At 63.8% G+C, this 13,001-nt stretch carries 8 protein-coding genes; 4 read left to right on the forward strand and 4 right to left on the reverse strand.

Translation table 11 applies throughout. The annotated features are described in order from the left end of the window. Position 1: 1 nt before the first annotated feature. From FHY18_RS18740 to rpmH, 4 genes are all read right to left on the reverse strand, one after another. Complete coding sequence (locus tag FHY18_RS18740) at positions 2–2,707, reverse strand: polysaccharide deacetylase family protein (protein ID WP_259158830.1); 2,706 nt, start codon at positions 2,705–2,707, stop codon at positions 2–4. Positions 2,708–2,786: 79 nt separating this feature from the next. Continuing rightward, entirely contained in the window at positions 2,787–4,511 is a 1,725-nt protein-coding gene (gene yidC, locus FHY18_RS18745; protein WP_259158831.1) for a membrane protein insertase YidC, read from the reverse strand. A gap of 25 nt (positions 4,512–4,536) precedes the next feature. Continuing rightward, complete coding sequence (rnpA, locus tag FHY18_RS18750) at positions 4,537–4,974, reverse strand: ribonuclease P protein component (protein WP_055852557.1); 438 nt, start codon at positions 4,972–4,974, stop codon at positions 4,537–4,539. Between the two features lie 38 nt (positions 4,975–5,012). Further along, positions 5,013–5,153, reverse strand: a complete 141-nt coding sequence (rpmH, locus tag FHY18_RS18755; RefSeq protein WP_002805908.1) for a 50S ribosomal protein L34 — start codon at positions 5,151–5,153, stop codon at positions 5,013–5,015. 242 nt (positions 5,154–5,395) lie between these two features. Between rpmH and dnaA the strand changes: the two genes are divergently transcribed. From dnaA to gyrB, 4 genes are all read left to right on the forward strand, one after another. Further along, positions 5,396–6,727, forward strand: coding sequence for a chromosomal replication initiator protein DnaA (gene dnaA, locus FHY18_RS18760; protein WP_259158903.1), 1,332 nt, complete (start codon positions 5,396–5,398; stop codon positions 6,725–6,727). 277 nt (positions 6,728–7,004) lie between these two features. Continuing rightward, positions 7,005–8,105, forward strand: coding sequence for a DNA polymerase III subunit beta (gene dnaN / locus FHY18_RS18765; RefSeq protein ID WP_005991691.1), 1,101 nt, complete (start codon positions 7,005–7,007; stop codon positions 8,103–8,105). Positions 8,106–9,163: 1,058 nt separating this feature from the next. After that, the gene (gene recF, locus FHY18_RS18770; RefSeq protein ID WP_259158909.1) at positions 9,164–10,270 is read left to right on the forward strand and encodes a DNA replication/repair protein RecF; all 1,107 of its coding nucleotides are present in this window, start codon (positions 9,164–9,166) and stop codon (positions 10,268–10,270) included. 256 nt (positions 10,271–10,526) lie between these two features. Beyond that, positions 10,527–12,971: a DNA topoisomerase (ATP-hydrolyzing) subunit B gene (gene gyrB, locus FHY18_RS18775; RefSeq protein ID WP_259158914.1), complete on the forward strand. Its 2,445-nt coding sequence runs from the start codon at positions 10,527–10,529 to the stop codon at positions 12,969–12,971. Positions 12,972–13,001: the final 30 nt, after the last annotated feature.

Below are 13,001 nucleotides of genomic sequence, written 5' to 3' on the forward strand. Positions count from 1 at the left end.
ATCAAAGCGACTGCAACTGCGCACGCGCCTGTGCCGCACCGCTGCCTTGTGGCTGCAGTTCCAGATAAGTCGAGTACGCCTTGCGCGCCTTGTCGCGCTCGCCCGCCTTGGCGTAGGCATCGCCAAGATTGAGATAGGCCACCGCGCGCGATGGATCGATCTTGAGCGTGTTTTCCAGCCAGCGCGCCGATTCGGCAAAGCGCTCCTGGCGGTAATACACGAACCCAAGATTGTTCGCCGCCAGCGCAAAATCCGGGCGTAGCTTCAAGGCTTCGGCAAATTGCTCGGCGGCTTCGGCATAGCGTTTTTCCTTGTACAGCTGCAGACCACGCTCGTTTGCCAGTTGCGCACGTTGGCGATCGCTGCTCTTGACTGCCGTCGGCAAGACCAGCCTGGCTTCGCCACCTTGCAAGGTCTTTACGGTGATCGGCGCCGCCGCCGCCGCCGCGCCGGTGGTCGTGGCGGCAGGACGCGCCGCATCCACGCGTCCGTTGAGCGCGATCGCATCGGCCGACAACTGCGCAGTGCCCGCAGTCAGGAATTCTTCGCCGCTGGGCACCTGGAAAACGAACTCGCCGCCTTGCGATCCCGGCAAGCTACCAAATGCCGGCGTCTGCGCAGACACCGCCGATACTGCCGGCGCGACATACGCAGCCAGCTCGGTGCCGGTGATCAATCCATCGCCATTGAGATCGCCCTTGCCGGCGAGTGCCTGCAACAGCACCCAGGTAAAGACCGAATGTCCGTTCGGGCCGCTATCGGCCACTTGTTGATCGGCTCCACCGGCGGTGAGCATCTGGCGCGCGATCCGCCGCGCGTTCTCGCGCAGGTAGGCACTTGAGGTCGGCCCGCCACGCGTCAACCCAAGCCCGCTGTAGCAGGCATCCATCACGAACAAGACGTGCTTGGCCTGCAGGCTTTCGGCGATATTCTGCAAGTCGCTCATCGCGATCGCATCGCTGGCCAGATGCTCCGGGTCCGAATCGACCGGAATGATGTAGCCCAGGTCGCGTCCGGAGGCGAGCCGACGCGTGGCACCGTGGCCGGCAAAGAACACGAACACGCGGTCGTTGGTCTGCGCGCGGCCCTCTCCAAGTCGGTCATGGAAGGCGGCGAGGATATTGTTGCGGGTGGCTTGGCTGTTCTTCAGCACGATCACCTGCGAGGACGGAAATCCCAGCGGCCCGGTCAGGGTGCTGGCGATCGCCTGCGCATCGTTGGCTGCGTATTCGAGCTTGGGCCAGTGCGCGTAGTCGTCGATACCGATCACGATGGCCCACGACTTGGCGTAACCGGTGGTCACCGTTGCGTCGGCCACCGCACTGGGTGCCCGTGCCACCGAAAACTCGCGGCCGTTCCAGCCTGCGAACTGATAGCCGTCGGCGATCAACCGATCCAGGATCTGCGGCAAGGCTTTCACCGCGCGGTCGTGAATATCATGGAATAGCACGATGCCGCGCTGTTCCTTGTTTACCTGGTCGAGCACGCGCTGCACGATCGATTCGGGGACCGGGTCGGCCCAGTCCAGCGAGTCGATGTTCCACATGATCGATTTCAGCCCGGCTTCGCCCAGGAGCTGCAGCCCTTCCGCATTGCGCGCGCCATACGGAAACCGGAACAGCGGCGCACGTTTGTCGTCCACCGCACGCAGCAAGGTGTCGGTATCGAGCACCTGGCTGCGCAACGCATCGCCGGTGGTCTTGGACAACTGCGCATGGGTCAGGCTGTGATTGCCCACCGCATAGCCTTCCTCCATCAGCGTGTGGCTGATCTTGGACAATGGCGCCAGCTTCGGCTTGCCGTCGGCGTCCAGGCTGCCGAGGTTGCGCCCCACTTCGAAGAACACGCCAGGCACGTCGTACCGCTTGAGGATCGCCACGATCTCTTCGGTATAGGCCTTGTGCGGGCCGTCGTCGAAGGTCAGCACCACCGTCTTTGGCGGCAGGTCGCGGCCGAATACTTCGCTGTCGCTATCGCGCGCGGAGAACGGATACGGTTCCACCACGCCGTGGTCGCGCAGGATGGTTTCGCGCGTGTACAACTTTCGCAGATGCGCCACGTAGTCGTCCCACTTTTCGCGCTTGGGCACGATCGCCCGGCTGCGATCGAAGCGACTGAAGATCTGCGTCAGCTCGGTGTTGTAACTGCGTTCGATCTCATCCAGCGCCTCCAGGTCCTCGCCGATACGTTGATGCAGTTTCACTGCCGGCAGCGCCGAATCCTTGCCGATGCGCGCATGCAGTTCGCGCAGTACCTCGGCAAACGCCAGGCGGTCGGCATCGAACAGATCCGGCGCCGATTCCACTTCGTCCAGCACCGCGCCGATCGTCGCGAACCGGCTGGCATCCCTGGAGATCAGCACCGTTTCGAACGCTGCTGCGATACGTTCGCGTTGCTCCAGATTTTCATGGAACAGCTGCTGTCCCACGCTGCTGGAGGTGGCGCGATCGCGCGGGCTCTGTTTGTCCTCGTCGGCCAGCAACACGATGATGCGGCGGTGCCGATCCAGCTGTTCGCGCAGCTGGGCAATCAGCGCACGCGCATTGGCGGCGTCGCCCGTTTGCGCAGCGGCATCGGCAGCGCCACCGGTCGCCGCTGCCGAAGCAGGTGCCGCGGTGCCGGCATCGCGCTTGCCGCAGCCGGCCAGCGCCAGCAGTCCCACGCAGCTTGCGCACAGCAACAGGCGATGCAACGGCAATGGCTTCACGATGGCGTCCTTGGCGATGGCAACAAACGGAAACAGGCGTGCATGCAGAAAGCCCGCCTTGCGGCGGGCCTTCTTGAACTTACTTGGCGTTGGCCTGGATGATCTTGCTCGGCTTCTCGCCGTGCTGGCGGATCATCCACCACTGGATCAGCAACCCCAGGCCGCCGTTGACCACCCAGTACAGCACCAGGCCGGCCGGCATGAAGGCCATCATGACGCCGAACACCAGCGGCATGAACTGCATCATCTTGGCCTGCATCGGGTCCATACCCGGGGTCGGGGTCAACTTCTGCGTGGCCCACATGATGGCGATGTTGAGCAGCGGCAGGATGAAGTACGGATCGCGCGCGGTCAGGTCCTGGATCCAGCCCAGCCACGGTGCCTGACGCAGCTCCACCGATTCCACCAGCACCCAGTACAGCGCGAAGAAGATCGGCATCTGGATCAGCAGCGGCAGGCAGCCGCCCATCGGGTTGATCTTTTCCTTCTTGAACAGCTCCATCGTCGCCTGCTGATACTTGACGCGATCGTCGCCGTAACGCTCCTTCAGCTGCGCCAGGCGCGGCTGGAAGCGGCGCATCTTGGCACCGGACTTGTACTGCGCCGCCGACAGCGGATACAGCGCCAGGCGCAGCAGCACCACCAGGCCGATGATGGCCCAGCCCCAGTTGTGCAGGAAGCTGTGCAGATGGCTCAGCACCCAGAACAGGCCCTGGCCGATGATGGCCATGATCGAGAAGCGGCTGTAATCGACCACGCGATCCAGGCCCTTCACGTCTTCCTTGGCGATCAGGCTGACCAGCTTCGGGCCCACCCACAGGCGCGCTTCGGTGCTGGCGGTCTGACCCGGGGCCACGGTGAAGGCCGGGCCACGCAGCTCGGCCACGTCGCGCGGGCCGTCCTGGTTCAGCACATACAGCGAGGCCTGGTCCTTCTGCGGGATCCACGCGGTGAAGAAGTGGTGCTGCAGCAGCGCCACCCAGCCGCCGGTGATCTGGCGATTCAGGCCGCCGTCGTCCATGTAGTCCTTGAACGCGCGACGCTCGTAGCCTTCCTGCGGGCTGTACCAGGTCGCCCCGTTGAAGCTGAAGGAATCCGGATTGGTCATGCCACGGCTGAGGATGGTCGGCACCCGGCTCAGCTTGCGGAACACATAACCGTTCCACGGCGCGCCGCTCTTGTTGATCACCTCATCCTTGATCGAGATCGCATAGCGGCCGCGTTCCAGGGTGAAGGTGCGGCGGATCGACACGCCGTCGGGGCCATTCCACACGAACGGCACCACCAGGGTGTTCTGACCCTTGGCCAGTTCGAACGCGGTGCCCGGCTGCTCGGCGCGGAAACCGCCCACGCCCGGCACCGGCGAATGCTCGCTGGCCCAACCGCTGGTGGCGTTGTAGGGATGCACGGCGTCTTCGGTCAGCAGACTGACCGGCGCGGTGCCGTCCTTGGTCTGCGGAAACTGCAGCAGCTCGGCATCCAGCACGCTGCGGCCATCCAGCTTCAGGCGCAGCACGTCGGAGGTCAGCGTGATCACCGGCGCGGCGCCGGCAGCCGCCGGCGTAGCCGTGGTGGTGCTGGTGGCCGCCGGTGCGGCACCCGGTACGCCCGCCTGCGGGATGGCCTGGGCGGCGGGCACATTGGCCGCCGGCGCCGTGGCATCCAGATCGCGCGCAGCCGGTACCGATTGCGTGGCGACTGCAGCAGGTGCGTTGGCAGCCGCCTTGTCCTTGCCCCACTCCATCCACAGCAGCGCCGCGACCATCAGCCAGGCAAAAATCAGGAAAACACGGGTCTGGTTCATCGGGCAGCAACTCGCTCAGTCGGAACTACAGTTCCGGCTCTGTCGGGGAAAGGGAGGATGGGTGCATCGTCCTGGCGGGCGGCATTGTGCCGGGCGCAGCAGGTGGGGGCAATGCGCCGGCACGGCGTAGCAGGCGCACAAAGGCGTCGCGAATCTGTGGATTGGTCGCTTTCGCAGCTGCGGACCGGGCCACAATCACGTAATCGCCGCCGGCAAGCTCGGGCAGCAGATGCCGCATGGCGTCGCGCAGGACGCGTTTGATGCGGTTACGGCCCACCGCACGCGTGTCCACCTTGCGCGACACCGCCATGCCCAGACGCGGCGGCGTGTCGCCGGTGCGCCAGTGCAGGCTGAGCAGCGGATCGGAGGTGCGACGGGCTGTGTCGAAGACGACCGTATATTGCGCACGCGTACGAACCCGCGCAGAGCGAGGAAATCGCCTGCACGGGTTCGATGCGTTCACTGTAGGACTTGCCTCGGCCGCGGAGAGCGGCGCGGCAATCAAGCGCTCAGGCGCTTGCGGCCCTTGGCGCGGCGGCGAGCCAGGATCTTGCGGCCGTCGGCGGTTGCCATACGTGCGCGGAAACCATGGTCGCGTGCTCGCTTCAGGTTGCTGGGTTGGAAAGTACGCTTGGTGGCCATGGGGCCCTCTGCATGGATGGAGACGAATAGAACCGGAAATTCTATAGGACCGCTGCAGGGCGGGTCAACTCCCCGGACGCCTTAGCCACCATGCCACCGCGCGCCCCCTGTGGATGGACCTGTGAATAAGTCTGGGAAAAGCCTGCCCACGGTGCTAGTCTGGTCCATCCTCTTTTCACTTCCGGGCTGCGTGCACGGCGCCTTGCTGCGCGCCGCAGCCAGCAACAGATGATCACACTTTGATGGATGCTTGGCCCCGCTGTCTGGAACGTCTCGAAGCCGAATTCCCGCCCGAAGACGTTCACACCTGGTTGAAACCCCTGCAAGCCGAAGACCGCGGCGACAGCATCGTGCTGTATGCCCCGAATGCCTTCATCGTCGACCAGGTGCGCGAACGTTACCTGCCGCGGATCCGCGAACTGCTGGCGTACTTCGCCGGCAACGGCGAGGTGGCACTGGCGGTGGGGTCGCGCCCGCGTGCGCCGGAGCCACTGCCGGCACCGATGATCGCCCCCACCAGCGCGCCAGTGGCCGCGCCGATCGTGCCGTTTGCAGGCAACCTGGATTCGCATTACACCTTCGCCAATTTCGTGGAAGGCCGTAGCAACCAGCTTGGTCTGGCAGCGGCCATCCAGGCCGCACAGAAGCCGGGCGATCGTGCGCACAACCCGCTGCTGCTGTACGGCAGCACCGGCCTGGGCAAGACCCACCTGATGTTCGCCGCGGGCAATGCGCTGCGTCAGGCCAATCCGGCCGCCAAGGTGATGTACCTGCGCTCGGAACAGTTTTTCAGCGCGATGATCCGGGCGCTGCAGGACAAGGCGATGGACCAGTTCAAGCGCCAGTTCCAGCAGATCGATGCGCTGCTGATCGACGACATCCAGTTCTTCGCCGGCAAGGACCGCACGCAGGAAGAGTTCTTCCACACCTTCAACGCGTTGTTCGACGGCCGTCAGCAGATCATCCTCACCTGCGATCGTTACCCGCGCGAAGTCGAAGGCCTTGAGCCGCGGCTCAAGTCGCGCCTGGCCTGGGGTCTGTCGGTGGCGATCGACCCGCCGGACTTCGAAACCCGCGCGGCCATCGTGCTGGCCAAGGCGCGCGAGCGCGGTGCCGACATTCCCGACGATGTGGCGTTTTTGATCGCCAAGAAGATGCGCTCCAACGTGCGCGACCTGGAAGGCGCGCTCAACACCCTTGTGGCGCGCGCCAACTTCACCGGGCGCTCGATCACCGTGGACTTCGCCCAGGAGACGCTGCGCGATCTGCTGCGCGCCCAGCAGCAGGCGATCGGCATCCCCAACATCCAGAAGACCGTGGCGGACTACTACGGCCTGCAGATGAAGGATCTGCTCTCCAAGCGGCGCACCCGTTCGCTGGCACGCCCGCGCCAGGTCGCGATGGCGCTGGCCAAGGAGCTGACCGAACACAGCCTGCCCGAGATCGGCGACGCGTTTGCCGGCCGCGACCACACCACCGTGCTGCATGCCTGCCGGCAGATCCGCACGCTGATGGAGGCCGACGGCAAGCTGCGCGAGGATTGGGAAAAGCTGATTCGCAAGCTCAGCGAGTAGGCCGTGGACGGCCCTGACGGCCCGCTTGGAGAAAAGCGTGGAAACGTTGGGGTCAAATGCGGGAGAATCTGTGGATAACGTTGCCCTGCAGGTCGAACGGAAAACTATCCACAGGTTTTACCGCCAGACCAGGGGCACTAGTCCAACGACTTTCAGGCGCTAAATTTTCTTTGGAAACAAACAGTTATGGTGGTTATCCGCTGAAAACGGCCCTACCATCACCACCAAGCTTTTGATTTATTCCATTATCTTTTAAAGCATAGGGGCACGGAACCACATGCGTTTTACACTGCAGCGCGAAGCCTTCCTCAAACCATTGGCCCAGGTGGTCAATGTGGTCGAACGCCGTCAAACACTGCCCGTTCTGGCCAACCTGCTGGTGCAAGTAAAGGACGGACAGGTCTCGTTGACCGGTACCGACCTGGAAGTGGAAATGATCTCGCGCACGATGGTGGAAGACGCGCAGGACGGCGAAACCACCATCCCGGCGCGCAAACTGTTCGACATCCTGCGCGCCCTGCCCGATGGCAGCCGCGTCACCATCTCGCAGACCGGCGACAAGGTCACCGTGCAGGCCGGGCGCAGTCGCTTCACCCTGGCGACGTTGCCGGCCAATGACTTCCCGTCCGTGGACGAGGTCGAAGCGACCGAACGCGTCGCGGTGCCGGAAGCGGCGTTGAAGGAGCTGATCGAACGCACCGCGTTCGCCATGGCGCAGCAGGACGTGCGTTATTACCTCAACGGCTTGCTGTTCGACCTGCGCGACGGCTTGCTGCGTTGCGTGGCCACCGATGGTCACCGTCTGGCGCTGTGCGAAACGGAGCTTGAAAAAGCCGGTGGTGCCAAGCGCCAGATCATCGTGCCGCGAAAGGGCGTGACCGAGCTGCTGCGTCTGCTGGAAGCAGCCGACCGCGAGGTCGAGCTGGAAGTCGGTCGCAGCCATATCCGTGTCAAACGCGGCGATGTGACGTTTACCTCCAAGTTGATCGACGGCCGTTTCCCGGATTACGAAGCGGTGATCCCGATCGGGGCCGATCGCGAGGTCAAGGTTGATCGCGAGGCGCTGCGCGCCTCGTTGCAGCGTGCGGCCATTCTGTCGAACGAAAAGTACCGCGGGGTTCGCGTCGAAGTGTCGCCTGGCCAGCTAAAGATCAGCGCGCACAATCCTGAGCAGGAAGAGGCGCAGGAAGAAATCGAAGCCGATACCAAGGTCGACGACCTGGCGATCGGCTTCAACGTGAACTACCTGCTGGATGCGCTGTCGGCACTGCGCGACGAACATGTAGTGATCCAGCTGCGGGATGCGAATTCGTCCGCGCTGGTGCGTGAGGCGAGCAGCGAGAAGTCGCGCCATGTGGTGATGCCGCTGCGTCTCTGACGCTGCGTTCCACGTGGAACATGAGAGCCCGGCGAAAGCCGGGCTTTTTTGTATCTGGAGTTTGGTGGGTTGATCCACGCTGGATTGAAACGCGACTGGCAGGGATCTGCCAACGGGATCTGTCGCGTTAGGCGAAGACTCGGCCAATGGGTCTTCTAGCCAGATCCGCTGAAGAACGATCGGAGTCCGGGCGCGGGTCCGCTATCCATACGTGTGCGGCATGTGGGTTGGGGGTCGCTGCCTTGTCACTGACCGCTTCAGTTGCATCAAGCCGCAATTGCGGTATCGGAAGCCGCTCTGCAGGAAGAGCGTTGCAAGCGCATCCAGGCACGTTGGCGGTGCTGCAGAGCGGCGCGGGAGAAGGCTGCAGTGCGAAGGCACGACTAATGGCTCTCGCACTGCCTTCGTCCGGACAGGCGCGTCGAGACTGCGCTCTGCGTTTCTCGAAGTAAGCGCACCCTCATGGTCATGTTCGACAGTGCATGCATGGAATTTCCCAAGTCCCATGTCTGCCCAGGCAGTACACGACACAATGGCGTTGGAATTGCAGAAAACCACGGCCAACTGGAGGCAACCAATTGCAACTGTCTCAGCGAAGAATGAGATCGAAGACGTACCCGCCGTGACACCTGCACGGTGCGACCGCCCTGCCAAATGATGAACATGTTCAGCAAAAGCCGACATCTGGGATCTCTCCTCTCGATCCATTCCCTCTGCCCCGACGTGCTTTTTGAGTTATGCACATCTAGCTTTGCTTTTGAAAATAGAAATAACTTAAGAGCTTGGTGGTGATGGTAGGGCCAGATTTCACGCAAAAGTAGGTCAAGTTATTGTTTCTGCAGTGTTTTTACGGTGCGAAACCCTGTGTTTTACCCCCTGTTTTCGATCCGGCAACCTGTGGATAAGGTGATGAGCCTGTTCAACCCGCACTTTTGTCCCCAAGTTATCCCCAGGCTGCCCGCTGATGCTTGGGCTGGGTCTTCGCACGTGTGTCGGGCCAATCACGTATCCTGCGCACCGCCCGGGAACCCGGACCACAGCCCGGAGCAGATTGATCGATGCACGTAGTGCGGTTGTCCATTCATCGGCTTCGCCGCTTTCAGACGGTCGAGCTCTACCCTAATAGCGCCCTGAACTTGCTGACCGGCGACAACGGTGCGGGCAAGACCAGCGTGCTCGAAGCGCTGCACCTGATGGCCTATGGCCGTAGCTTCCGTGGGCGGGTACGCGATGGGCTGATCCAGCAAGGCGCCAGCGACCTCGAAGTCTTTGTCGAATGGCGCGAACGCACCGGAGAAGCCGGGGAACGCACACGGCGCGCAGGCCTACGTCACAGCGGGCAGGAATGGACGGGGCGGCTTGATGGTGAAGACGTCGCGCAGCTTGGCTCGCTCTGCGCTGCGTTGGCGGTCGTCACGTTCGAACCGGGGAGCCATGTCCTCATCAGCGGAGGCGGCGAGCCGCGGCGCCGGTTCCTGGATTGGGGTTTGTTCCACGTGGAACCCGACTTCCTGGCCCTCTGGCGCCGGTATGCGCGGGCACTCAAGCAGCGCAATGCGCTGCTCAAGCAGGGGGCACAGCCGCGTATGCTCGATGCCTGGGACCATGAACTCGCGGAATCAGGGGAGACGCTGACCTCCAGACGCATGCGCTACCTTGATCGCCTGCAGGAACGCCTGATACCGGTCGCCACTGCGATTGCGCCCTCGCTTGGGCTATCTGCGCTGGAGTTTGCGCCGGGTTGGAAGCGCCACGAGGTGTCGCTGGCGGATGCGCTCCTGCTGGCACGCGAACGTGACCGCCAGAACGGCTATACCTCGCAAGGCCCGCACCGAGCCGACTGGGCGCCCCGCTTCGACGCGCTTCCGGGCAAGGATGCGCTGTCGCGCGGACAGGCCAAGTTGACTGCCCTGGCCTGCCTGCTTGCCCAGGCCGAGGATTTTGCCCACGAGCGCGGCGAGTGGCCGGTGATCGCACTGGACGACCTCGGCTCGGAACTGGATCGTCACCACCAGGCCGGTGTCTTGCAGCGTCTTGCTGCAGCACCAGCGCAAGTGCTGATCACCGCGACGGAAACCCCTCCAGGCCTCGCGGACGCCGGCAAGCTGCTGTATCGGTTCCACGTGGAACACGGCAACGTCACTGGCGAGGTCGCAGCAGGCTGAGGGCGCTTGGTGACCGTTGCCAGCAGCCATCAGGCGGCTGCAGAAGGCGCGATGGGACCGAAGGTACACACGAGGTCTGCCGCGCCGAGTCCTGGCCGCTCTCACCTGGCGATGAGGACGGCGGTGTTGATTGCCGCCCCAAGCCCCACGGCCAGAGCGGGCCGACTGGTATAATTCGCGGGCTATCCCCCTTTTCCCACGGTGCGAAGCGGCGTGTTGCCGTTGGCGCCCGTGTTGTGGAGTTAACGGCACGCGCATGACCGACGAACAGAACACCCCGACGACACCCAACGGCACTTACGACTCCAGCAAGATCACCGTGCTGCGCGGCCTGGAAGCCGTCCGCAAGCGCCCCGGCATGTACATCGGCGACGTCCATGACGGCACCGGCCTGCATCACATGGTGTTCGAAGTGGTCGACAACTCCGTCGACGAAGCCCTGGCTGGCCACGCCGACGACATCGTGGTGAAAATTCTGGTCGATGGGTCGGTCGCGGTGTCCGATAACGGACGCGGTGTGCCGGTCGACATCCACAAGGAAGAAGGCGTCTCGGCTGCCGAAGTGATCCTCACCGTGCTGCATGCCGGCGGCAAGTTCGACGACAACAGCTACAAGGTCTCTGGCGGCCTGCACGGCGTGGGCGTGTCGGTGGTCAACGCGCTCTCCGAGCACCTGTGGCTGGACATCTGGCGCGACGGCTTCCACTACCAGCAGGAATACGCGCTAGGCGAGCCGCAGTACCCGCTCAAGCAGCTCGAAGCCTCGACCAAGCGCGGCACCACCTTGCGGTTCAAGCCGGCCGTGGCGATCTTCAGCGATGTCGAATTCCATTACGACATCCTGGCGCGTCGCCTGCGCGAGCTGTCGTTCCTCAATTCCGGGGTCAAGATCGCGCTGATCGACGAGCGCGGCGAAGGCCGTCGCGACGATTTCCATTACGAAGGCGGCATCCGCAGCTTCGTTGAGCATCTGGCCCAGCTGAAGTCGCCGCTGCACCCGAATGTGATCTCGGTGACTGGCGAACACAACGGCATCGTGGTGGACGTGGCCCTGCAATGGACCGACGCCTACCAGGAAACCATGTACTGCTTCACCAACAACATCCCGCAAAAAGACGGCGGCACCCATCTGGCCGGCTTCCGTGCGGCGTTGACGCGTGTGCTCAGCAGCTACATCGAGCAGAACGGCATCGCCAAGCAGGCCAAGGTCGCGTTGACCGGCGACGACATGCGCGAAGGCATGATCGCGGTGCTGTCGGTCAAGGTACCCGACCCCAGCTTCTCCTCGCAGACCAAGGAAAAGCTGGTCAGCTCGGATGTGCGCCCGGCGGTGGAAAACGCCTTCGGTGCGCGCCTGCAGGAGTTCCTGCAGGAGAATCCGAACGAAGCCAAGGCCATCACCGGCAAGATCGTCGACGCCGCACGTGCACGCGAAGCCGCGCGCAAGGCGCGCGATCTGACCCGCCGCAAGGGCGCGCTGGACATCGCCGGCCTGCCGGGCAAGCTGGCCGACTGCCAGGAAAAGGATCCGGCGCTGTCGGAACTGTTCATCGTCGAGGGTGACTCGGCAGGTGGTTCGGCCAAGCAGGGCCGCAACCGCAAGAACCAGGCGGTGCTGCCGTTGCGCGGCAAGATCCTCAACGTCGAGCGTGCGCGTTTCGACCGCATGCTGGCCTCCGACCAGGTGGGCACGCTGATCACCGCGCTGGGCACCGGCATCGGCCGCGACGAATACAACCCGGACAAGCTGCGCTACCACCGCATCATCCTGATGACCGACGCCGACGTCGACGGCTCGCACATCCGCACCCTGTTGCTGACCTTCTTCTACCGGCAGATGCCGGAGCTGATCGAGCGCGGCTACATCTACATCGGCCTGCCGCCGCTGTACAAGCTCAAGCAGGGCAAGAGCGAGCTGTATCTGAAGGACGACGCAGCGCTCAATGCGTATCTTGCCAGCAACGCGGTCGAAGGCGCGGCGCTGATCCCGGCCACCGACGAGCCGCCGATCACCGGCGAGGCGCTGGAAAAGCTGTTGATGCTGTTCACCAGCGCCAACGAGGCGATCGCGCGCAATGCGCACCGTTACGACCCGGCCCTGCTCACCGCGTTGATCGACCTGCCGCCGCTGGATGTGGACAAGCTGCAGGCCGAAGGCGACCAGCACCCCACGCTGGACGCGCTGCAGGCGGTACTCAACCGCGGCACCCTGGGTACTGCGCGCTACCAGTTGCGTTTCGATCCGGCGACCGAAAACTCGGCTGCGACGCTGGTTGCCATCCGCCGGCACATGGGCGAGGAATTCACCCAGGTGTTGCCGATGGGCGCGTTCGAAAGCGGCGAGCTGCGTCCGCTGCGCGAGGTCTCGCTGGCACTGAACGACCTGATCCGCGAAGGCGCGCAGATCGTACGTGGCAACAAGACCAACCCGATCACCAGCTTCGCGCAGGCGCACGCCTGGTTGCTGGAAGAGGCCAAGCGCGGCCGTCAGGTGCAGCGCTTCAAGGGCCTGGGCGAAATGAACGCCGAGCAGCTGTGGGAGACCACGGTCAACCCGGACACGCGCCGGCTGCTGCAGGTCCGTATCGAGGACGCCGTGGCCGCCGACCAGATCTTCAGCACCTTGATGGGCGATGTGGTGGAGCCCCGTCGCGATTTCATCGAGGACAATGCGCTGAAGGTGTCCAACCTGGATATCTGAGCCGCCTGTGTCGCACCGGCGCAACGCAAC

Source organism: Xanthomonas sp. 3793 (assembly GCF_024806835.1).
Classification (GTDB): Bacteria; Pseudomonadota; Gammaproteobacteria; order Xanthomonadales; family Xanthomonadaceae; genus Xanthomonas; species Xanthomonas arboricola_F.

Excerpts from the sequence above, each read along its gene's own strand:
- yidC (WP_259158831.1), bottom strand. The coding sequence starts at position 4,511 with ATGAACCAGACCCGTGTTTTCCTGATTTTTGCCTGGCTGATGGTCGCG.
- rpmH (WP_002805908.1), bottom strand. The coding sequence starts at position 5,153 with ATGGCCACCAAGCGTACTTTCCAACCCAGCAACCTGAAGCGAGCACGC.
- dnaA (WP_259158903.1), top strand. The coding sequence starts at position 5,396 with ATGGATGCTTGGCCCCGCTGTCTGGAACGTCTCGAAGCCGAATTCCCG.
- dnaN (WP_005991691.1), top strand. The coding sequence starts at position 7,005 with ATGCGTTTTACACTGCAGCGCGAAGCCTTCCTCAAACCATTGGCCCAG.
- recF (WP_259158909.1), top strand. The coding sequence starts at position 9,164 with ATGCACGTAGTGCGGTTGTCCATTCATCGGCTTCGCCGCTTTCAGACG.
- gyrB (WP_259158914.1), top strand. The coding sequence starts at position 10,527 with ATGACCGACGAACAGAACACCCCGACGACACCCAACGGCACTTACGAC.